At 38.1% G+C, this 20,823-nt stretch carries 21 protein-coding genes; 10 read left to right on the top strand and 11 right to left on the bottom strand.

Annotated elements, in window-relative coordinates:
• Positions 1-186: 186 nt before the first annotated feature.
• The 7 genes from JM83_RS07960 to JM83_RS07930 form a co-directional block, all read right to left on the bottom strand.
• Positions 187-1,956, bottom strand: a complete 1,770-nt coding sequence (locus JM83_RS07960) for a MutS-related protein (protein ID WP_144960972.1) — start codon at positions 1,954-1,956, stop codon at positions 187-189.
• Between the two features lie 18 nt (positions 1,957-1,974).
• The gene (locus JM83_RS07955) at positions 1,975-2,334 is read right to left on the bottom strand and encodes an MmcQ/YjbR family DNA-binding protein (RefSeq protein ID WP_144960970.1); all 360 of its coding nucleotides are present in this window, start codon (positions 2,332-2,334) and stop codon (positions 1,975-1,977) included.
• Positions 2,335-2,665: 331 nt separating this feature from the next.
• Complete coding sequence (locus tag JM83_RS07950) at positions 2,666-3,280, bottom strand: DUF4230 domain-containing protein (RefSeq protein WP_144960968.1); 615 nt, start codon at positions 3,278-3,280, stop codon at positions 2,666-2,668.
• A 44-nt stretch (positions 3,281-3,324) separates the two neighbouring features.
• Complete coding sequence (leuS, locus tag JM83_RS07945) at positions 3,325-6,609, bottom strand: leucine--tRNA ligase (protein WP_144960965.1); 3,285 nt, start codon at positions 6,607-6,609, stop codon at positions 3,325-3,327.
• Positions 6,610-6,692: 83 nt separating this feature from the next.
• Positions 6,693-6,935 carry a ketopantoate reductase family protein gene (locus tag JM83_RS07940; protein ID WP_261376398.1) on the bottom strand — a complete coding sequence of 81 codons (243 nt, stop codon included), beginning with the start codon at positions 6,933-6,935 and terminating at the stop codon, positions 6,693-6,695.
• A 22-nt stretch (positions 6,936-6,957) separates the two neighbouring features.
• The gene (locus tag JM83_RS07935) at positions 6,958-7,725 is read right to left on the bottom strand and encodes an IS5 family transposase (protein ID WP_144960962.1); all 768 of its coding nucleotides are present in this window, start codon (positions 7,723-7,725) and stop codon (positions 6,958-6,960) included.
• A gap of 609 nt (positions 7,726-8,334) precedes the next feature.
• On the bottom strand, positions 8,335-8,661 hold the full coding sequence (locus JM83_RS07930; protein WP_144960960.1) for a phosphotyrosine protein phosphatase: 327 nt from the start codon (positions 8,659-8,661) through the stop codon (positions 8,335-8,337).
• A 116-nt stretch (positions 8,662-8,777) separates the two neighbouring features.
• Here JM83_RS07930 and JM83_RS07925 point away from each other — a divergent pair, with 116 nt between their 5' ends.
• The 4 genes from JM83_RS07925 to JM83_RS07910 are packed head-to-tail and all read left to right on the top strand — an operon-like array spanning position 8,778 to position 11,587.
• On the top strand, positions 8,778-9,569 hold the full coding sequence (locus tag JM83_RS07925) for a type IV toxin-antitoxin system AbiEi family antitoxin (protein ID WP_144960958.1): 792 nt from the start codon (positions 8,778-8,780) through the stop codon (positions 9,567-9,569).
• Positions 9,566-10,357, top strand: a complete 792-nt coding sequence (locus JM83_RS07920) for a nucleotidyl transferase AbiEii/AbiGii toxin family protein (protein ID WP_144960956.1) — start codon at positions 9,566-9,568, stop codon at positions 10,355-10,357. The genes JM83_RS07925 and JM83_RS07920 overlap by 4 nt, the downstream gene beginning before the upstream one ends.
• 50 nt (positions 10,358-10,407) lie before the next feature.
• A complete protein-coding gene (locus JM83_RS07915) occupies positions 10,408-10,770 on the top strand; it encodes a hypothetical protein (protein WP_144960954.1) in 363 nt (120 codons plus the stop codon).
• A 49-nt stretch (positions 10,771-10,819) separates the two neighbouring features.
• Complete coding sequence (locus JM83_RS07910) at positions 10,820-11,587, top strand: IS5 family transposase (protein WP_144959460.1); 768 nt, start codon at positions 10,820-10,822, stop codon at positions 11,585-11,587.
• 16 nt (positions 11,588-11,603) lie between these two features.
• Here the strand turns inward: JM83_RS07910 and JM83_RS07905 are convergent, their stop codons facing one another.
• A complete protein-coding gene (locus tag JM83_RS07905) occupies positions 11,604-12,320 on the bottom strand; it encodes a ketopantoate reductase family protein (RefSeq protein WP_261376397.1) in 717 nt (238 codons plus the stop codon).
• A gap of 114 nt (positions 12,321-12,434) precedes the next feature.
• On the opposite strand from JM83_RS07905, the gene JM83_RS07900 reads away from it, so the two are divergent.
• Genes JM83_RS07900 through JM83_RS07875 form a run of 6 tightly spaced genes read left to right on the top strand, consistent with a single transcriptional unit; the run spans position 12,435 to position 16,409 of the window.
• Positions 12,435-13,313 carry a cell division protein FtsX gene (locus JM83_RS07900; protein ID WP_144960952.1) on the top strand — a complete coding sequence of 293 codons (879 nt, stop codon included), beginning with the start codon at positions 12,435-12,437 and terminating at the stop codon, positions 13,311-13,313.
• A gap of 11 nt (positions 13,314-13,324) precedes the next feature.
• Positions 13,325-13,582, top strand: a complete 258-nt coding sequence (locus JM83_RS07895; RefSeq protein WP_144960950.1) for a DUF3098 domain-containing protein — start codon at positions 13,325-13,327, stop codon at positions 13,580-13,582.
• 6 nt (positions 13,583-13,588) lie between these two features.
• Positions 13,589-14,383 carry an undecaprenyl-diphosphate phosphatase gene (locus JM83_RS07890; protein ID WP_144960948.1) on the top strand — a complete coding sequence of 265 codons (795 nt, stop codon included), beginning with the start codon at positions 13,589-13,591 and terminating at the stop codon, positions 14,381-14,383.
• Positions 14,373-15,074: a tRNA pseudouridine(55) synthase TruB gene (gene truB, locus JM83_RS07885; RefSeq protein WP_144960946.1), complete on the top strand. Its 702-nt coding sequence runs from the start codon at positions 14,373-14,375 to the stop codon at positions 15,072-15,074. The genes JM83_RS07890 and truB overlap by 11 nt, the downstream gene beginning before the upstream one ends.
• 37 nt (positions 15,075-15,111) lie before the next feature.
• Complete coding sequence (locus JM83_RS07880; protein ID WP_144960944.1) at positions 15,112-15,828, top strand: TonB family protein; 717 nt, start codon at positions 15,112-15,114, stop codon at positions 15,826-15,828.
• Positions 15,829-15,833: 5 nt separating this feature from the next.
• Complete coding sequence (locus JM83_RS07875; protein ID WP_144960942.1) at positions 15,834-16,409, top strand: DNA-3-methyladenine glycosylase I; 576 nt, start codon at positions 15,834-15,836, stop codon at positions 16,407-16,409.
• 454 nt (positions 16,410-16,863) lie between these two features.
• Here JM83_RS07875 and JM83_RS07865 read toward each other — a convergent pair whose 3' ends face one another.
• The 3 genes from JM83_RS07865 to JM83_RS07855 all read right to left on the bottom strand — a co-directional run bounded on the left by JM83_RS07865 (position 16,864) and on the right by JM83_RS07855 (position 20,823).
• A complete protein-coding gene (locus tag JM83_RS07865) occupies positions 16,864-18,498 on the bottom strand; it encodes a S41 family peptidase (protein WP_144960940.1) in 1,635 nt (544 codons plus the stop codon).
• Entirely contained in the window at positions 18,479-18,871 is a 393-nt protein-coding gene (gene rnpA, locus JM83_RS07860) for a ribonuclease P protein component (protein ID WP_144960938.1), read from the bottom strand. Before rnpA ends, JM83_RS07865 begins: the two co-directional genes overlap by 20 nt.
• A gap of 98 nt (positions 18,872-18,969) precedes the next feature.
• A complete protein-coding gene (locus tag JM83_RS07855) occupies positions 18,970-20,823 on the bottom strand; it encodes a M1 family metallopeptidase (protein WP_144960936.1) in 1,854 nt (617 codons plus the stop codon).

Raw genomic sequence — 20,823 nt, 5'->3', positions numbered from 1 at the left:
TCTACAACGAAATGTTGGGTTATTGAGATTCTTCATTACGCTATGCTTCATTCAGAATGACATTTATTTGCAATCATGCGTCTGTGCCTGTCGAAGACTGCATTAGAAATGTCTGGCAATACATCTCGACTCCGCTCAATATGACATTCCCTTTAATATAAAACAATAATAGAAGTCGCAGTGCAACTAATCTACGATGTTCATTTTCTTCAACAAGAAAGAGGCATTCATATTTTGGCATATTCCTTCTTTGAACTTATAATCGAAAAACAACTCATCATTCACGATTTCTGCATCAAAATAATGGTTTTCCACTTCATTTAATTCATTAGCAACCTCACACAAACTTAGATCGTGCGTTGCAATAATCCCGGTAGATCTGGATTTTACCAGTTTCTGAATGAATTTTCTGGAACCAATCGCTTTATCGGTGCTGTTTGTACCCTTCAGTATTTCATCTAAAATGATAAAGTATTTATCTTCCTGAATTTCATTTACAATATACTGCAAGCGCTTCAATTCAGAAAAGAAATAAGACTCGTCATCGCTCAGCGAATCTGTGGTTCTCATACTAGTGATCAATTTGATTGGAGTATACTCACTTTCTTCAGCACAAACAGGCAGCCCGATATTCGCCATCACAATATGTAAAGACACTGTTCTCAAAAAAGTGCTTTTCCCGGCCATGTTGGCGCCGGTAATAATAAGAAAATGTTCGTTATCAATTAAAAGATCATTATCTACCCGTTTTTCAGGATTTAGCAAAGGATGACCCAGGTTTTCCGCTTTTATAACAGATTTGTCGCTATGGATCTCGGGAAAACTATAGTGCGCATGATTAAATGCAAAATTCCCAAGACTGTTGTAGGCATCTATAAATTCGATGACCTCAAACCATTTTTTTACATTTACATGATGCGCCAGGATCCATTTTTCAAGTCGCAGGGATTGCCTTAGGTCCCACAAAAGAAATCCATTCCCAATAGCGATAAAAATGGCATTATTCCGCTGATCCAAAGCATCGATAGCTTTGGAAAACGATTTTAATATTTTTGAAGCTTTATTTTCTTCAGATTTTACTGCTAATTGTTGCTCTTTTAAGATTTCCGATTTAAAAGTAACAGACTCGATCATTCCCAACAACTGATAATATTGATGAAAAGTATCCTGTACTTTTCCAACATTATTTGCCATCACATTTATTTTCTTCACATAGATTGCTGTAATCCCCCAGCCAACCAAAAACCAGCCAAAAACAAACCATCCATTGATACTTTGGGTATAATATGCAGCTATTAGCAGTAAGGAAATTGCCGTAAAGGTCCAACTTAGCCAAAACATTATTTTAGGAACAAAAGTCTTATAATCAGCGAGCCATGAAAGCACGTTGCTAGAAGTGTTTTCAGTTTTAACTAGCTTAGCAACGGCAGAAAATTCCTGCCTCCAAGTTGCCTTTTCTGCCAATTCTTTGATAGCTTCTTGCTTTTCATCAATATTTGCTATAGAGTTTTCGGTAAGGATACCAGCTAATTTTTTCTTTCCATCTTTTAAGGAAGTCCTGTTTAAATATTGAAAAAAAGAACCATTTCCAAATAAATCTATATCCTGACTAAAGGGATGGTCATGATCTTCAAATTCCTGTCCGGTCGCTAAATGAGAAAAATTCCTATTTAGAACTTCAAGTTCTGTTTCATTGAGCTTTACCAGTTCGTCGATCTTATTGCGTTTGTATTTAAGATCTGAATGGCGTGAAACCAAGTATAGAAATATCCCAAATCCCACCACGCCGATTAAAGCGGCGATCTTCCAATCTGGATAAAAGTAATAGATGCCAAAAGCAGTTCCTAGAAAAAGGATCAGGCGCATCATACTCGACACGTTTAGTTGCCTGTTTGCGTTGAATAAATGTTTTTTTTGGATTGCTTTTTCCTGGGTATAAAAATCGAATGCTGTCATGAAATTTAAACGCTATGGTTAGAGTAGGTCCAGCTCCTCTTTCAGTTTTTTGGTTAAGCCTTCACGTATCAAATTATACGAGTGATCTACAAGCTCGAAGATAAGCGTTTTTTGAAGACTGCCATCTATGATCAAGGTATTCCAGTGAACTTTATTCATATGATAGCCCGGTAGAACAGTTTCAGGATACTCATCGCGCAAACTTATGGCTCTTTCCGGATCGCATTTTAAATTCACTCTTAATGGCACCTCATCTAAAGAAGCAATGGTAAAGATCTTGCCCATTAACTTAAGAACAAGGTTATCTGGTCCAAAAGGCAAACCTTCGGTCACGCCTTTCTTGGAAAGACAATAATCTCTATAAGTTTCGATGTCCATAGTTCCTAAGATTGTAGTGCTCTTTTAGAGCATGTAGAAATACCAAGATTTCTCTGCTCCGCTACCATTGACGTGTTTTTATGTATTTGTGAATCCAAGACCCTGAAACCAGTTCAGGCTGACGATGCGGAATTGTCGTCATGCTGAACTTGTTTCAGCATCCCATCAGCTTATATAAAAAACACGTCAATTTCCTACGCTGGATAATTTTTTTATCACGGATCTCGAAATGACATTCTTACTTCTTCATTTGTCATCCCGACGGCAGGAAGGATCTTTTAAAGAAGGTGTAATATTATTAAACTTCTAAGTTAGGCTCAGTTTGACAAACCTATTTCGAAATCTTCACCGGTTCTTTTGAAGAAACTTCCAAAGCTGAATAATCCAATTTCCAGCCAATAGTTTCTACGATTTTTTCCATTAGTAGAATAGTTCCCACTGCCTCTTTTTCAGCTTTTTCAAGCAAACCACTTTGAGGGATCTTATCTACAATATGCTTTTTTGAATCCCTGCTAATATCGGTAAGGTCTGAAGTTGTAAAAGGATTTGCCCAACCTTCGCGCTTGTCGTAATATTTAAAATCGGTTTCTACGGTAAGCAACTCGGGTTTTGGAAAATTGGTGAGAATAATCTTCTTGTTTTCTACATCGCTATCCATTCGCACTTTGCTAAGATCAAAACCTATATGTGCTTTCGCGGTAATAAGAATGATCGCTTTTTTCTTCCCTAAAAGCAAGCTTACATATTTATCTTTTAAATTTTCATAATGATAGATTTCAGAAAAATCTCCTTCCACAGAAATAAATTTACAAACACTCTTAATTTTATCCATTAAAATAACAGATTGCTCATCTGCCCGTGACCTGTTTTTGTTCTTATGGAGCCTGGCAAAAATAAAATACGCCAAAATAGCTCCAACTCCCAATCCAATTAAAAGATACTCCATATATCAAATATACTTAAATGTCATTTAATTATTTGCTCTTAAGACTAGCCAACAATATTCACAATCTTCCCGGGCACTACAATTATTTTCTTAGGATCTCTACCATCCATTTGTTTTTGGGTCCTTTCATCTGCCATTACTGCTGCCTCTATTTCATTTTTTCCCAGTTCCAAAGATAGTTCCATGGTAAATCGCATTTTTCCATTGAAAGAAATTGGGTATTTTTTCGTGCTTTCCATCACATATTTTTCTTCAAAAACAGGATAGATCGCAGTTGTTATAGAGCTATTATGTCCTAATTTATTCCAAAGTTCTTCGGCAATATGTGGGGCATAAGGAGCTATTAAAATAACAAGTGGCTCCAATACTTCCCGCTGATCGCATTTTTGAGCAGTTAACTCATTTACACAGATCATGAATGTTGAAACCGACGTATTAAAACTAAATTGTTCAATATCCTCAGTTACCTTTTTAATGGTTTTATGCAAGGTTTTCATGGAATCGGCTGAAGCTTTTTCTTCTGAAACATGAAAAGATGCCTCCCCTCCATTGGAGGGGTCGGGGGAGGAATGATACAATTTCCATAGCTTCTTCAAGAAGCTGTGAACTCCCGTAATTCCAGCGGTATTCCATGGTTTAGCTTGTTCCAATGGTCCCAAGAACATCTCGTACATACGCAATGTATCTGCGCCGTATTGAGAACAGATCTCATCTGGACCCACAACATTGTATTTGGATTTGGACATTTTTTCGACCTCTCTTCCAACAGTATATTTTCCATTCTCTAAAATAAATTTGGCATCTGCGAATTCTGGCCTCCAGTTCTTGAAAGCTTCCACATCCAATTCATCTGAAGAATTTATCATTGAAACATCGGCGTGTATTGGTTGTACATTTTTACCCCCAATCAAACCTTGGGAAACAAAGGTATTCTCACCTTCAATTCTATAAACCATAGCGCTCATTCCCAAGATCATCCCTTGATTGATGAGTTTTTTGAAAGGTTCTTTTACCGTCACCATTCCGCGATCGTATAAAAACTTCACCCAAAATCTGGAATATAATAAGTGACCGGTTGCATGCTCACTTCCACCGATATATAAATCTACGTTTTCCCAATATTTCTGGGCTTCTTCTGAAACAAATCTATCTTCATTATCGGCATCCATATATCTAAAGAAATACCATGAACTTCCCGCCCAACCTGGCATTGTATTCAGTTCTAAAGGATAAATATCCTCCCCTGACCCCTCCAAAGGAGGGGAAACTACTTTATTTAGCTTAGTATTCCAATACCAATCTTTGGCACGACCTAATGGTGGCTCGCCTTCTTCGGTTGGAAGATATTTTTCTACTTCTGGTAATTTTAATGGCAAATGTTCCTCTGCGATCATTTGCGGCAAACCATTTATATAATATACAGGAAATGGCTCTCCCCAATACCGTTGTCGGGAAAATACTGCATCCCGTAATCTATAATTGATCTTTCCTTTTCCGGCATTCACTGCTTCCAAGGCTTCAATTGCTTTTTGAGTAGCTTCTTTATAGCTTAATCCGCTAAGGAAATCACTATTTGCAATGATAGTCCCATCTTTTCCGGCATAAGCCTCTTCAGAAATATCTATTCCTTCAAAAATATTAGGAATTGGCAATCCAAAATGCTTCGCGAAATCATAATCCCGCTGATCCCCGCAAGGAACCGACATTACTGCCCCTGTTCCATAACCCGCCAATACATAATCCCCGATCCAAACCGGGATTTTCTCCCCACTTAGCGGATGAATAGCATAAGCACCCGTAAAAACGCCACTTATCGTCTTTACATCTGCCATGCGTTCACGTTCGCTGCGTTTGGCCGACTTTTCTATATAGGCAGCAACTGCCTCTTTTTGTGCAGAGGTAGTTATTTCCTTGACTAATTCATGTTCGGGCGCAAGCGTCATAAAGCTCACTCCAAAAATGGTATCTGGACGGGTGGTGAAAACTTCTATCCCTTTTTGGTTATCCAAATTGTTCTCATCCTCTCCCCAGCCCTCTCCAACGGAGAGGGAGTTTAGCGTGTTCACTATTTTATTTGTTACTTCATCAATATCTTTTAGTACTTGCTGATTCGTGAATCTCAGAATTTTATATCCAAGTTTTTGAACTAGCTTAAGATCACGTTCTTCATCTTTCCCTTTTTGTTGAAGATGAACTTCACCATCTACCTCAATTATCAATTTTTTAGAAAGACATACAAAATCAACTATATAATTATCAATTGGATGTTGTCTCCTAAATTTGCAATCCAGTTGTTTTGCTCTTAATTTTTGCCATAAAATAGTTTCCTCCTTTGTGGGGTTTTTACGCATTTCTTTAGCACGATGTAAAAGTTCTCCAGAAATTTGAGGATTCCCTGTAAGGTATTTTGGCTCCCTTCCCTTTGGGAAGGGTTGGGGAAGGGATGAGGTTAAGAGGGGGAACTTTACAAGCGCCCCTTTGGATCTCCCAATCCAGTTGGTTTGGGAGTCTTTTAGCGGTTGTGGCCAATCAATATCTGAAAGGTCATCCAATAATCGCTGTGCATACGCTGAAATACGCATGCTCCATTGGGTCATCTTTTTTCGAACTACCGGATATCCTCCACGTTCCGATACTCCATTTACAATTTCGTCATTTGCCAACACGGTCCCCAATTCCGGACACCAGTTCACTTCGGTTTCAGCTAAATAGGTAAGCCTGTATTTTAAAAGAATCTGTTGTTTTTCTTCAGAAGAAAAAGCAATCCACTCTTCAGCCGAAAAAGTTTCCACCTCATCATCGCAAACTGCATTTACCTTCGAATTTCCTTCAGAAGAAAATATAGTTTCCAAGTGTGAAATTTCGCGGGCTTTGTCTTCATTTCTATCATACCAGGAATCAAACAGTTGAATAAAGATCCACTGTGTCCATTTATAATATTCGGGATCACTAGTACGCACTTCCCTGCTCCAATCGAACGAAAAACCTATTTGATCCAGTTGCTCCCTATACCGTTTTATATTATCTTCTGTAGTAATCGCAGGATGCTGCCCTGTTTGAATGGCATACTGCTCTGCAGGCAACCCAAAACTATCGTAACCTTGAGGGTGCAATACATTAAAACCTTTATGGCGTTTGAACCTTGCATAAATATCGCTGGCAATATAACCTAGAGGATGCCCTACGTGCAATCCGGCTCCTGAGGGATATGGGAACATATCCAACACATAGAATTTTGGCAGATCGCTTTTATTCTTTGCTTTAAAAGTTTGGTTGTTTGCCCAATATTTTTGCCACTTGGCTTCAATCTCATTAAAATGGTAACTCATCCTCGATATTTTCTGATTACGCAGTAATATTTAACTGTAATGCGCGCAAATTTACAATATTAAACTTCTTTATAAGTCCTATTTTAGTTAGATTCTATCTGCATTCTAGCTTGTTTCTCCATTGGCAGCAAACATTCGTAGATAAATTGATTCACTGGAGTGGGAACGCCAAGTCGATTTCCTTCATTTACGATATATCCATTAAAATTTTCCAATTCCGAAGGTTTCCCTTCCATAATATCGCGCTGTGTAGAGGCGGTTGTTTTTGAGTCTAGCTTATTTATCACTTCAAAAACTGCTTTAATGTGTTCTTCATTTAAGAGCATGTTTAAAAACGATTCACAAGAATCATTCGATTCTATTGAGGATAATCTGACAATTCTGCCACAATACCCAATATTCCTGACTTTCCGGTGTTTTTTCATAATCCTTGTCCAGTCGCCTGAAGAAATTGAAGATCCCGAAGGTCCTTTCGGTGACCCATCTCCACTTTACCGGGACAAAGCCTTTCGAGGATGGCGGGCATGACGAGATCTCCACTTCCAGCCCTATTACCGTCCTCTCGACCCACTCCATGAACACCTTCTTGTAGGCATGGTCGGCCAGTATCTTTTCCATCCGGTCCAGATAGCCCAACAGGGGCTCCACCACCCTCTCGGCCACCGCCCCGTCGGCCTGGTTCGCCGCGCCTACCACAACGCCCCATACCAGGCCGAGGGTATCGGTGATCGCGTGCCGTTTCCGTCCTTTTATCTTCTTGTTCCCGTCGATGCCCTTCGACTCCGAGGTCATCGGCCCCGCCTTGACGGACTGGCTGTCGATCGACAGCATACTGGGCGTTGCCCCCTTTCCCTGCCGCTTCCTCTCCATCATGTTCAGCCCTGCGTTCAGCCTTGAAAGGGTGCCGTCCCGGCCCCACTTCCTGAAATGGTAGTAGACACTCTCCCATTTGGGAAAGCATTCCGGTAGGTTCCGCCATTGGCAGCCGGTGCGAAATATCCAAAGGATGGCGTCGGCAATGTCGCGCAACTTATAGTGGCCCTTGATTTTAACGGGAAGGAATTTTTTCATAATTTCCCACTGTTGGGCAGTCGATCGGGTGTATCTCGATTTCATAAACTCTGTTTTATTTGTGAACTACAAAGTTTATACTGCCCAACTTTTTTTACAAACTTTCACCCAAATTTGTTTTTAAACATGCTCTAATTATATATCCAATAATAAAAACACCGCATTTAAGTTTCAATAAAAAATTTCCAATAAATCACTTTCGACCTTTAAAATTCTAAAAGTAAATAATTTAAAAACCTCATAAACAACACCTAATTCAACACCCCTAAAAACAAAGCCCCGTAAACACTAGTGTTACGGGGCTTTTCAGCGGAGAATGAGGAACTATCCAAATTTTTATTTTTTGAGGTTTTACAGGACTTAAAACGACCCTCTAAAATTAGTGACACCGAATTAGCCCCTTTTTAACAAAAATTTGTGAGTTTTGGGATATTTATGCGAGTTAGGTATACAAACCCACATAAATGAGTTCAAATAAAATTATTAAGAGCGAGTTTTAGTAAATTTTCGAGTAAAGTACCAATTTTTAGTGTTTTTCTCGAAAGTTTACTAAGGTATGTAGTTGAACAATCTCAAATCGGACGAAAGTTAAAAAACCATTATAATGGTATATATGATGCTTTTTAGGAGTTTTTTACCACTATAAAGGTAGTTTTAGAAAGACACCTTCTCTTCCAAAATCGTGATCAAATCAGCATCATAGTATTTGTAGATATCTGGAATATCTAACACCTTAATTTTTGAGTAATACTTTGAGCCTGTATGCTTCTTAATTTGGTCTAAATGTTTCTTTTCCATAACATAGACCTTGTCGGCCCATTTTAATAAATCCTCAGTCAGTTCAGTTGTTCCTTCTTTTCTACAAATTTTAATATTAGTGCCTGCACTTAGAAATTCGTGCCCTGGATATTTTGAAGCCAAATAGTCTTCAGCCGTTTTTGAGCGTTGTTTGTTTGCGGAACAGATGAAGAGCGTTTTCATATAAAATTGATACTAATAGCCTTTATGGAAATCCTTTGGCAAAATTAAAAATTTTTATAGTAGAATAACGAGATAATTACCGTAAAATGGTATCTTTCTCGAAAATTTACTTTTAAGTGGATATTTCAGACTATATAAAGCAACTACAATCCTTTGAGGAATACTCGTTTTCTTGGGATGAACTTGTAAAAAAGTGTCATAAAACTGATACTGCTTTAAAGCAAGAGCTTTCACGTTTGGTAGCCAAAAAGGAAATTGTAAACTTAAGAAAAGGGTTTTATTTAATCATTCCACCAAGATATTCCAAACAAGAACAGCTACCTGTGCAGTTATTTGCACATAAGCTTTTTGATTATTTGGATAGTAATTATTACTTAGGCTTTTATTCTGCTGCAAAGTTTCACGGCGCAGGACATCAACAAGTGCAACGGGAATATGTAATGACAGATAAGTCATTCCCTAATATTAAAAAATCATCGATAGATATTCATTTTTTTACAACTTCAAAATGGCCAACAAAAAACATTTTAGAGAAAAAATCGGATGCAGGTATTTTTAAAATTTCAAGTCCAGCGTTAACAGCTGTAGATTTAATCCATCATCAAAGCAAGTTGGGAGGTATCAATAGAATGTTAGCCATTCTCGAAGAACTGTCAGAAGAAATAAACGTTCAAGATATAGAAGACTTACTTAGTTGGTATCCTCACAAAAGCACCTTACAACGTTTGGGTTTTTTGCTAGAAGACGAACTACAAGTTGAATCGAATTTGTACGATCCCATAAAAGAGTACTTAAAGACATCAAAATACTATCCGGTGTTATTGAGTCCAAAATCAAAAGAGAGACCTGGAGCCATTCATAATAATTGGAAAGTGGATGTGAATATAAAAATAGAGAGCGATTTATGATTCCGAAGCCTTATATAGCGAAATGGCAAGAACAAGCACCTTGGAAACAGTTTTATCAAGTAGAACAAGACCTTGTCATTAGTCGTGCATTGGTAGAAATTTTTTCAGATGAATTCTTAAATGAAAACTTAGCCTTTAGAGGCGATACCGCCCTTCACAAATTGTATTTGAATCCAGCGCCAAGATATTCTGAAGATATAGATTTGGTCCAAATAAAACCAGGTCCTATAAAACCAATAATGCAACGTCTTAATGAAGTAATCACATTTTTTGAGGAACCAAGAAAAACACAAGTTAAAGGACACGGAGCAAAAGCACTATATCGTTTCAATTCTGAATATGAAGAAATTAGATTGCGCTTAAAATTGGAAATCAACTGTAAAGAGCATTTTAACGTGTTGCCTTGGGTAGAGTTTCCTTTTGAAATAAAGAGTGATTGGTTTGAAGGGAAAGCCAATATCCGAACTTATAATATCAATGAATTACTGGGCACAAAATTACGAGCATTATACCAACGCAGTAAAGGCAGGGATTTGTTCGATTTGGATTACTCAAGGTTGAAAATGGAATTGAATATAGAGCAGATCATTAAATGCTTTAAAGAGTACACAACATTTTCAACAGGAAATAGACCGCCAAGTCAAAAAGAGTTTCTACTAAATATTGAAGAAAAAGAGCAAGACCCAAATTTCACCGGAGATATGGAGGCTTTATTGAGAACGGGAATAGCATATAATCAAGAAAAAGCTTTTGAATGGCTAAAGAATAAAGTAATTGCGAAAATTTAAAAAATGAAAAGTATATAGGAATTTGAAAATTCTTGAAAAAATAAAATTTGATGAATAAAAAAGACTTTTCCGAATCTGATATAAAAGCGAAATTCATTACGCCTGCAATACTTAATTCAGGTTGGGATGAGCAAACTCAAATTGGAGAGGTATATGATACCTTTAAACTCTATTTTAATAACCATAAAGATAAATTAGGAACAGAAAATATTGTAAAAAGCCTTTACGAATATTCTCAATACTATGTCGCGATTGCTTTACAGAAAGAAGAAGATAAAACCCTAAAATCTGTATACAAAGAAATTACCAAATTACGAATGGATACTTCATACCCATTCTTATTAGCAGTTTATGGCGATTACAACAATGAGCTAAGAGCATGTTTAAAAACAAATTTGGGTGAAAGTTTGTAAAAAAAGTTGGGCAGTATAAACTTTGTAGTTCACAAATAAAACAGAGTTTATGAAATCGAGATACACCCGATCGACTGCCCAACAGTGGGAAATTATGAAAAAATTCCTTCCCGTTAAAATCAAGGGCCACTATAAGTTGCGCGACATTGCCGACGCCATCCTTTGGATATTGCGCACCGGCTGCCAATGGCGGAACCTACCGGAATGCTTTCCCAAATGGGAGAGCGTCTACTACCATTTCAGGAAGTGGGGCCGGGACGGCACCCTTTCAAGGCTGAACGCAGGGCTGAACATGATGGAGAGGAAGCGGCAGGGAAAGGGGGCAACACCCAGTATGCTGTCGATCGACAGCCAGTCCGTCAAGGCGGGGCCGATGACCTCGGAGTCGAAGGGCATCGACGGGAACAAGAAGATAAACGGACGGAAACGGCACGCGATCACCGATACCCTCGGCCTGGTATGGGGCGTTGTGGTAGGCGCGGCGAACCAGGCCGACGGGGCGGTGGCCGAGAGGGTGGTGGAGCCCCTGTTGGGCTATCTGGACCGGATGGAAAAGATACTGGCCGACCATGCCTACAAGAAGGTGTTCATGGAGTGGGTCGAGAGGACGGTAATAGGGCTGGAAGTGGAGATCTCGTCATGCCCGCCATCCTCGAAAGGCTTTGTCCCGGTAAAGTGGAGATGGGTCACCGAAAGGACCTTCGGGATCTTCAATTTCTTCAGGCGACTGGACAAGGATTATGAAAAAACACCGGAAAGTCAGGAATATTGGGTATTGTGGCAGAATTGTCAGATTATCCTCAATAGAATCGAATGATTCTTGTGAATCGTTTTTAAACATGCTCTAAGGAAATTCCTTTGGCATTGGCTACATTTTTAATTTCCTCGGCAGTCTTCCTCATAACATCCATCAAATATGCGCTTTCCCTCATTTTTCCAAGACTAACTCTTGTTAATCCGCCTAATGCACTTATGGTGGATATGAACAAGAACTTCTTCCAAATTTCAAGATCAATAGCTTCGGGGATTATATTGGTGATTTTGGCATCTATAAGTACCTTTTCTAATTTTAGAACTCTAGCAGATTTGGAATTATCCAATTCCCCAAAAGTGATCTTTGGTTCAAATCCTGCATGCACGATCTTTCCTGGAGCTGATACAAAACTTACGATATGACAAAGTCCGCCCAGAATATTCTTTTTAGACAACACTTTCAATAAATTCTCCACATTATTTGCGCCATTTTGAAGTGGCAATACCATCGTGTTTTCATTAATAATGGATTTTACCTCCCTAGCTGCATCAGGGATTTGCCAAGATTTTATTCCCAAAATAATCAATTCGGGAGTTTCCACTTTCTTTACATTATCTGTGGCTAAAGTTGGGGTAACTGTAAAATTCCCATTGATGCTTTCTACTTCTAATCCGTTCTTTTTAATTGCTTCCAAATGTTTTCCACGGGCAATAATACTAACAGAATTACCTGCTTGCGCCAATCTACCCCCAAAATACCCACCTATTCCACCAGCACCATATATCAATATTCTCATAGTTTTAATTTTTTACTAAATTAATCTAATAAGAATAATTTGGAAAGTTTGAACGTTTTAAAGAAAGTGAACGCTTAACTTTCTTATTTTTACACCAAAATCTATCATTGCTATATGAGTACATCTTTTGAAAGGTATCAAAAACGCCGATTGATCTCGTCTTATTTTTCTGTAGTTATAAGTATTTCGCTAGTATTATTTTTATTGGGCCTTTTAGGCCTATTAGTCTTGAACACCAAGAAAGTAGCTGACCATTTTAAGGAACAAATCGCCTTAACAGTCTATCTTAAAGATACTGCCAAAGATGTAGAGATCGAGCAGTTAAAAAAGAGCTTGGCATTGGCAGAATATACCAAATCCAGCGTATTTGTTTCTAAAGAAGAAGCTGCCGAAGAGCATAGCAAGGAGATAGGAGAGAATTTTATGGAGTTCTTGGGGTATAACCCTTTACAAAATTCTATAGATATTCACATGAAAGCAGATTATGTCTCTTCAGATCAAATAGATAAAATTGCTGAGGATTTGACGGCTAAAGGATATGTAGATGAAGTGGTTTATGACAAACCTTTGATCTCTCTCCTAAATGACAATGTTAAGAAAATAAGCTTTTGGATTTTGGTGATTAGTGGGATCTTCACTTTTATAGCGGTGCTTCTAATCAATAGTTCCATTAGATTGGCTGTATATTCCAAGCGTTTTATAATTAAGACTATGCAAATGGTGGGAGCTACAAAAAGCTTTATCCGCAGGCCATTTATTTGGCAAAGTGTGAAATTGGGAATTATTGGAGCAGTATTGGCCTTAATTGGAATGGCAGGAGTGCTTTATTATTTGAACAATAGCTTTCCGGAATTGGAATTATTGAACGATAAAAAAATATTGACCGCCTTGTTTGTAGGGATCTTTTTAATGGGAGCGCTCATTACTTGGTTAAGCACCTTTTTCGCCACTTCCAGGTTCCTGAACCTTAAAACGGACGAATTATATTATTAAAATAACTACTGATGAACAAAAACAAAAAACCACTTCATAAACAAGACCTGAATTTTGTCTTCGGGAAACCCAACTATACTTTTATGTTTATTGGCCTAGCCGTGATTGCTCTTGGTTTTATATTGATGTCTGGCGGAGGTAGCGACGATCCTAATATATTTAATCCCGACATCTATAATTTTCAGAGAATCCGATTGGCACCGGCGTTGGTCTTGATAGGTTTCGCAATAGAAGTCTACGCCATCTTATTGAATCCCAACAAAAAATAATCTGCTTTGAACGAATTTGACGCCGTAATCCTTGGTGTTATTCAGGGACTTACCGAATTTTTACCTGTTTCCTCCAGCGGGCATTTAGAACTTGGAAAAGCCATTCTTGGAGACAACAGCATTCCTAGTGAATCTTTACTCTTTACAGTAGTATTGCATTTTGCAACCGCACTTAGTACCATTGTGGTTTTTAGAAAAGATATTATAGAAATCTTTAAAGGACTTTTTCAATTTAAATGGAATGAGGAGACCCAGTTTTCTTTAAAGATCATTCTTTCCATGATCCCGGCAGCATTAGTGGGAATCCTATTTGAAGATGAAATGGAAGTGCTTTTTGGAGGTGATTTATTATTGGTTGGTTTTATGCTAATTATAACCGCTTTATTATTATGGTTGGCAGATAAAGCCAAAAACACCGAAAAACCTGTAAGCTTTAGAAATGCATTTGTAATTGGGATCTCTCAGGCAATTGCAATATTACCGGGAATTTCGAGATCTGGCGCCACAATTTCTACTTCTGTTTTATTGGGTAACGACAAAGCAAAAGCAGCACGATTTTCATTTTTAATGGTAGTGCCATTGATCTTAGGAAAAATTGCCAAAGACGTTCTTAGCGGAGACCTTTCTGAAAGCTCTACAGAATCCTCTATTTTAGTAATTGGATTTGTGACTGCATTCTTAGCAGGAGTCGCTGCGTGTACTTGGATGATAAAATTGGTAAAGAATAGCAAACTCTCCTATTTTGCTATTTATTGCCTAATTGTTGGAATAATCGCCATTGGCTTTGGATATGCAAACTAAAATTTTCACCCCGGAAGAATTTAAAGATGGACAAATCCTATTATTTGATAAACCTTTGGGCTGGACTTCTTTTCAACTGGTAAATAAAGTGCGCTGGCTTATTCGCAAAAGTTGCGATATAAAAAAAATTAAAGTAGGCCATGCAGGAACCTTGGATCCATTGGCTTCTGGATTACTTATAATTTGTACAGGAAAATTCACCAAGCGAATAGAAGAATTACAAGGGCAAGAAAAGGAATATACCGGCACCTTTAATTTAGGGGGGGCCACACCTTCCTATGATCTGGAAACAGCAATTGATCAAACTTTTCCTACTACTGATATTTCCGAAGAAAATATTCATGAAGCAACAAAGAATTTTCTCGGGGAAATTTCACAAGTTCCCCCAGTATTTTCAGCATTGAAAAAAGATGGAAAACGCCTGTACGAATACGCCAGAAATGGAGAAGATGTGGAAATTCCATCCAGAAAAGTAACTATTTCAGCTTTTAAAATCACAAATATTGAAATGCCAAAAGTAGATTTTAGAGTGACCTGCAGCAAAGGCACCTATATTAGAAGCCTTGCCCATGATTTTGGGAAAGCGCTAAATTCTGGAGCACATCTTTCTACATTAAGAAGAACTAAAATTGGCACTTTTAATGTAGTAGATTCGCTGGATCTTGATTCTTTTGAAAAATTGCTACCTTGATCGCAGAATAATTTTAAGTTTTCGAAGTTTAAATTCTATGGATTTTTTTGACAGACATAAAGCCCTGATCATCACGCTGTTGTTTTTTGCCGTATTATTATTGAGTTTATATAATTTAAGCCTCTCCAATAATATTCAAAAAGAACGTGAGTTTTTGGTTGATCTTGATAGTTTTAAAGTGGAAGAAGTGGTTGAGGAAGAAAAGGAGCCAGAGGAATTGGCGCCCTCCAAAGCTCGAGAGAATATTGAAACCCATCAGGCCTTCAATCAAAATCAGGAGGCCAGAGATGCCAATTTCAATGAACAATTAAATGAGATCTTTCAGAAGAACAGCGCTGCCGAATTAGAATCTTCAGATGAAAATGCTTCCAACACTGTGGGTAGTTACAATCTCGCTTCAGCAAATAAAAAAGAACCCAAAAAACAATCTGATGGGGATAAATCTTCGGAAAAAGTGTCGACTCAGAAAGGTGGGATAGATAACAGTTCTATTTCTTATTCACTTAAGGGACGCACCGCTATCGAGATTCCAAATCCTATTTATACCTGCGATAGATCGGGAAAAGTGGTGATTAATATCACTGTTAATGAAGACGGACGAGTTATATCTACTAGTGTAAATAAAAGTAGTTCCTCTACCAATAATGAGTGTTTGACCGACCAAGCTGAGGAATATGCAAATCAGGCATATTTCAGCTCGATGCCGGGGCGTTCTTCCCAACCCGGAACAATTACCTATAATTTTAAGCCTTAAGCAGTATGAGCGAGAAAAAACGTTGTGGATGGTGCGAGGGCGATGCATTATATGAAGCCTATCACGATGAAGAATGGGGAGTTCCCGTTTATGATGATGCTACCCTTTTTGAGTTCTTGGTCTTGGAAACTTTTCAGGCGGGATTAAGCTGGATCACTATCCTTCGGAAAAGGGAAAATTTTAGAAAGGCCTTTGATGCTTTCGACTATAAAAAGATTGCAAACTATCCTGAAGAGAAAATTCAGGAGCTTTTGCTAGATGCCGGGATTATTCGAAATAAGTTAAAAGTAAGGGCCACGGTGACAAACGCGCAGTTGTTTATGAAAGTGCAACAAGAGTTTGGGAGCTTTAGCAAATACATTTGGGGATTTGTAGATGGAAAACCGGTAACAAATACTGTTATCGATTATAAAAAAGCGCCACCAACTACCCAAATAAGTGATGCACTAAGCAAAGACCTTAAAAAACGTGGATTCAAATTTGTGGGCTCTACCGTTATGTATGCTCATATGCAAGCCACGGGAATGATCAACGATCACGAAGCCGATTGTTTTAGATATTCGGAGGTTCAAGAGTTATAGTATATCCATTTTTCGTCCACCCGTATCGTCAGTGTGTGACCAGTAATAAAAACAATTATTGAGTTATACGTTTAGCATCTGTTTAATTTGATTTTGATAAATTGGGTTGCCATCTACCATTCTGTTGATCGTTTTATGAAAACCACGATTTTAAACAAATAGGAGAAGGATATTTGGAAGATGGAATTCCGCATATTGGTATGATAAGATCATAACGTCACCCTGCTCCGAAGCATCGGGAGTTCCAGTTCCATAAAAATATATAATTGAGATGCTGAACCAAGTTCAGCATGACGTTAATTCCGTATCGTCACCCTGAACTGGTTTCAGGATCTATGTTCACAATTAAATAAGAAAATGTTAATGGGTTACTTGGTTAAGCGTCTTACATATTATATGGAAATGAGATGCTGAAACCTCCAGGGCGCAATGTAACTTTACCCAACCATGTTTTTTACTTTAAAATCCCAGAATATCTAGAAGTATTTTTTAAAATCGCTTGAGCTTCAATAATTTCAGGATTTTCAAGTATATAATGCTGATATAAACCTTCCTGATAGAAATATCTTCTAATTATTTCATCTGTTAATAGAGTGGTTATTTCTGCTTTCTTAACATCTAGATCTGCTTTTTTAGCAACTTCAATTTCAGTTAAGGTTTGCTTATAACTATCCAATATATTTTCACTAAAGCCTTCCTCTTCAGCAGTAATTAATGCTTCTTCCAAGTCTTTTTCGGCACGGGTCTGGTAGCTAAAATCACTTGTGTTCAAATACGTTTTAAAAGCCTTATAATCTTCATCTGTAAATTTAAAAACCCGTGGACTTTCCAATTTATGGGTATAATAATATTGGGTAGCAAAATCGAAAATAGCATTGCTGGCCAACAATGCATTTGTAATAGCGCTAAATTCTGAAGTTTCTAAAGTGATATCCGGCAATACTCCTCCACCATCAAAAACGCTTCTTCCGTTCTTGGTTTTAAATTCGTTGTAATCTTCTAATTTCGTTCTAATCGCTTTTCCTTCTTCGTCCCGTTCTCTATAATTCAAAGCTTGAATGCAGCGTCCGCTTGGTGTATAATATCTGGAAATAGTGAGTTTTAATTGAGTACCATAAGCCAACTCCTTTGGCCGCTGTACCAGACCTTTTCCAAAACTTCTAGCACCTACGATTACACCTCTATCAAGGTCTTGTATGGAGCCCGCAACAATCTCACTGGCCGAGGCACTTCGTCCATTGATGATTACCACCAACGGAATTTTAGTGTTTATTGGTTCTTTCTGGGTGAAATATTCCCGGTTGTATTTTTCTATTACAGATTTTGTAGTGGTTATTAATTGCCCTTTATCCAAAAAAATATTGCTTACATTAATAGCTTCACTCAGCAAACCTCCTGGATTTCCCCTAAGATCGAGAATTATTTTTGTAGCTCCTTTTGCCTCAAGGTCCTTTAAAGCCTTTATGGTTTCTGGAGAGGCATTTTCATTAAAGCGCGAGAGCACGATATATCCCGTATTATCACTTAATAATTCATAAAAGGGAACAGCTTTTAAGGTAACCAGACCCCTTGTTAAGGTAGTAGATAGTTTTTTTCCTTGTCTTAAATAAGTAAGGGTGATTTGTGAATTAGGAGCGCCATTAAGCAAATCTGAAGCATTATCGGTAAAATCGGCTACAGGGAGCCCTCCAATGGCTATTATTTCGTCCCCCGGCTTTAAACCCGCCTTGTCCGCTGGAAAATCTTTATAGGTTTCAACAATCACAAAACTTTTTTCTTGAATTCTCACTGTCGCACCAATACCTTGATATTCGCCAGCGGTGTTCATTCTGGCAGCTTCCACATCCTGTTCGTTGTAATAATTTGTATAAGGATCCAGATCTGCCAACATCGCTTTAATAGCGGTATCCATCAATTCTGCAGGGTTGGTTTCATCCACATAATTCATGTTCAGCTCCTTAAACAGGGTAGTGAAAATTTCCAATTGTTTGGCGATTTCAAAAAAATCGGTTCTAAAGGAACTTGCCCCAATAAAGAGGGTTATGGCTATAAATACTATAGAAATTCTTTTAATGATCCTGGTTTTCATGAGCGGCCTCCTTTTCTTTTAATTTGTTCAAAAGCTGAATAATGCAATCTGAGATCTCTTGAGCTTCATATTTTTTACGTGCGGTAAATATGAACATCAACGCGTATTTCTGACTTAAGTTGCTTTCTACAAGGTACTTATTTTTCCTGAAAGCTTCCCGCATAAGCCTTTTCAAATAATTGCGCTCTACGGCTTTTTTAAAATTCCTTTTCGGAACCGAAACACCGGTCTTGCCAGTAGTAATTTCTGGGTTTTCAATAGGATGATAGAGCAGTTTAATGGGAAACTGTTTAATGGAATTCCCTTCCGTAAAAAGGGTATCTATTAAAATTTTGCTTTTCAGTTTTTCTGAAGCAGGAAAGGTTTCACTCATTATTAGCGGTTGATTTTGCTAAATTAAAAAAATCCGCTTCGGGAATTCCCAAAACGGATTTTCTTTTATTTTAAAAAGATTAAAATAGTTAAGAAATACTATTTCTCTTCTGTCGCAACTGCTTGTTTTAACGCATTATTTTCTCTGTTGATATCTGCCATTAAACCAGTAGGATCTATCTGCACATTGGAAATGGCACTTTTTGGCTTAGCGATACTTAGTTTATAAGTAGGATATGCCCAAGCCCAGTCTTTCACAACTGTTCTTTCCATGCCATCATCTTCAGCTGGTTTGTTCCAACGCATCATCTGCAATGGAATATAGATCATTTCTGAAGTTCCATCGGTATACGTAACCTTCACATCCAAAGGCATTGGCATTAATCCTTTGCGCTCAAGGTTCACTATAGTAGTTTCTCCTTCTTCAGTAAGACCTGTAACCGCATAATCTATAGTATTGGTGGTTTGTGTCCAGTCTATTAAATACCAATCCAGTTCTGCTCCGGAAACTTTCTCGGCAATTCTAATAAAATCGTTTGGGGTTGGATGTTTGAATTTCCACTCATCATAATATCTTTTCAATGTTTTTTGAAGGTTTTCCTGTCCAATGATATATCCCAACTGGGCCAAGAAAACAGATCCTTTTGTATATGCAGCAGCACCATAAGCGCCGTTAAGATTATACCTGTCTGCATGCGTGCTTTGTGGTTGCTCCACTCCAGATTTTGCCAAACCAACATAGCCTCTAAAAGAACCAGCAAAAATATTTTCATCTTTAGAATCGCTGATCTCATTTTCTGCCAAGGTTGAAATGTAGGACGTGAAGCCTTCATCCATCCACTCGTGCACACTTTCGTTGGTGGCCAATAAATGCTGAAACCAAGCGTGGGCCAACTCATGGGCGGTAACCCCAACCAAACTTCCAAAACTGCGTTTTCCGGTAATTAAGGTAGCCATTGCATATTCCATTCCGCCATCTCCACCTTGGATCACAGAATATTGCTCCCAAGGATAAGGACCAATATGTTTGTTGAAAAACAACAATAATTCTTCTGTTTTAGGCTGAAGATTTTTCCAATTTTCCTTTATTTCGGGATCGTTTTTGTACAAGAAATGCAAAACAGTACCGTCTGCAGCAGTTCTTTTATCATGAACAAACTCTGGATCTGCAGCCCAAGCGAAATCATGCACCATCGGAGCTATAAAATGCCAGGTTAACTTCTCCCCATTGGGTTGTTTTACTTTAGTGCCTTCAGCTTCATACCCATATCCAATTTCTTGTGGGTTTTGAAGATATCCGGTTCCACCTATGGTAAATTTTTTATCGATAGAAATTTTTACATCAAAATCCCCCCATACCCCGTGAAATTCACGACCTATATAAGGATCTGCATGCCATCCCTGGAAATCGTATTCTGCCAGTTTAGGGTACCATTGCGTCATGGAAAGTGCTACTCCTTCGGCATTGTTTCTACCAGACCTTCTAATTTGCTGAGGCACCTGCCCTTTAAAATCCATTTTAAAAGTCGCTTTTTCGCCAGGTAAAATCGGCTTGCTAAGTTCCACTTCCAATATGGTTCCAACCTCTTCAAAAGAAAGTGTTGCTCCATCTTGGGTTAAGGAATTCACTTTTAAATATCCTTGTTCTGCTTCGGTTAATTTAGAAATCCTGTCTCCTACCCTGCTATCTGGATCTTTAATGGTTCTAGATCTCACATCCATTTCGCTTCCCGGTTGGAAGGCATTAAAGAACAAATGATAAAAAACACGGTTTAAGGTATCTGGGGAATTGTTGGTGTATACCAGCTCTTGCTTTCCTGTGTATTGATAATTCTTCACATTCATATCAACTTCCATCTTATAGTCAACTTTTTGTTGCCAGTAGGAAGTGTTGTTTTGAGCTTGCGCCCAAACACTTGTGAAAATTGTTATTGCTAGAAATATGCTTTTCAT

Origin of the sequence: Gillisia sp. Hel_I_86, from assembly GCF_007827275.1 — a bacterium.
In the GTDB taxonomy this organism is placed as follows: domain Bacteria; phylum Bacteroidota; class Bacteroidia; order Flavobacteriales; family Flavobacteriaceae; genus Gillisia.
This window is presented reverse-complemented; position numbering and strand designations above follow the sequence as displayed.

What these genes read in the sequence shown, in the direction of transcription:
- JM83_RS07960 (WP_144960972.1), bottom strand. Translation starts at nt 1,956, where the DNA reads ATGACAGCATTCGATTTTTATACCCAGGAAAAAGCAATCCAAAAAAAA.
- JM83_RS07955 (WP_144960970.1), bottom strand. Translation starts at nt 2,334, where the DNA reads ATGGACATCGAAACTTATAGAGATTATTGTCTTTCCAAGAAAGGCGTG.
- JM83_RS07950 (WP_144960968.1), bottom strand. Translation starts at nt 3,280, where the DNA reads ATGGAGTATCTTTTAATTGGATTGGGAGTTGGAGCTATTTTGGCGTAT.
- leuS (WP_144960965.1), bottom strand. Translation starts at nt 6,609, where the DNA reads ATGAGTTACCATTTTAATGAGATTGAAGCCAAGTGGCAAAAATATTGG.
- JM83_RS07940 (WP_261376398.1), bottom strand. Translation starts at nt 6,935, where the DNA reads ATGCTCTTAAATGAAGAACACATTAAAGCAGTTTTTGAAGTGATAAAT.
- JM83_RS07935 (WP_144960962.1), bottom strand. Translation starts at nt 7,725, where the DNA reads ATGAAATCGAGATACACCCGATCGACTGCCCAACAGTGGGAAATTATG.
- JM83_RS07930 (WP_144960960.1), bottom strand. Translation starts at nt 8,661, where the DNA reads ATGAAAACGCTCTTCATCTGTTCCGCAAACAAACAACGCTCAAAAACG.
- JM83_RS07920 (WP_144960956.1), top strand. Translation starts at nt 9,566, where the DNA reads ATGATTCCGAAGCCTTATATAGCGAAATGGCAAGAACAAGCACCTTGG.
- JM83_RS07915 (WP_144960954.1), top strand. Translation starts at nt 10,408, where the DNA reads ATGAATAAAAAAGACTTTTCCGAATCTGATATAAAAGCGAAATTCATT.
- JM83_RS07910 (WP_144959460.1), top strand. Translation starts at nt 10,820, where the DNA reads ATGAAATCGAGATACACCCGATCGACTGCCCAACAGTGGGAAATTATG.
- JM83_RS07905 (WP_261376397.1), bottom strand. Translation starts at nt 12,320, where the DNA reads ATGAGAATATTGATATATGGTGCTGGTGGAATAGGTGGGTATTTTGGG.
- JM83_RS07900 (WP_144960952.1), top strand. Translation starts at nt 12,435, where the DNA reads ATGAGTACATCTTTTGAAAGGTATCAAAAACGCCGATTGATCTCGTCT.
- JM83_RS07895 (WP_144960950.1), top strand. Translation starts at nt 13,325, where the DNA reads ATGAACAAAAACAAAAAACCACTTCATAAACAAGACCTGAATTTTGTC.
- truB (WP_144960946.1), top strand. Translation starts at nt 14,373, where the DNA reads ATGCAAACTAAAATTTTCACCCCGGAAGAATTTAAAGATGGACAAATC.
- JM83_RS07880 (WP_144960944.1), top strand. Translation starts at nt 15,112, where the DNA reads ATGGATTTTTTTGACAGACATAAAGCCCTGATCATCACGCTGTTGTTT.
- JM83_RS07875 (WP_144960942.1), top strand. Translation starts at nt 15,834, where the DNA reads ATGAGCGAGAAAAAACGTTGTGGATGGTGCGAGGGCGATGCATTATAT.
- JM83_RS07865 (WP_144960940.1), bottom strand. Translation starts at nt 18,498, where the DNA reads ATGAAAACCAGGATCATTAAAAGAATTTCTATAGTATTTATAGCCATA.
- rnpA (WP_144960938.1), bottom strand. Translation starts at nt 18,871, where the DNA reads ATGAGTGAAACCTTTCCTGCTTCAGAAAAACTGAAAAGCAAAATTTTA.
- JM83_RS07855 (WP_144960936.1), bottom strand. Translation starts at nt 20,823, where the DNA reads ATGAAAAGCATATTTCTAGCAATAACAATTTTCACAAGTGTTTGGGCG.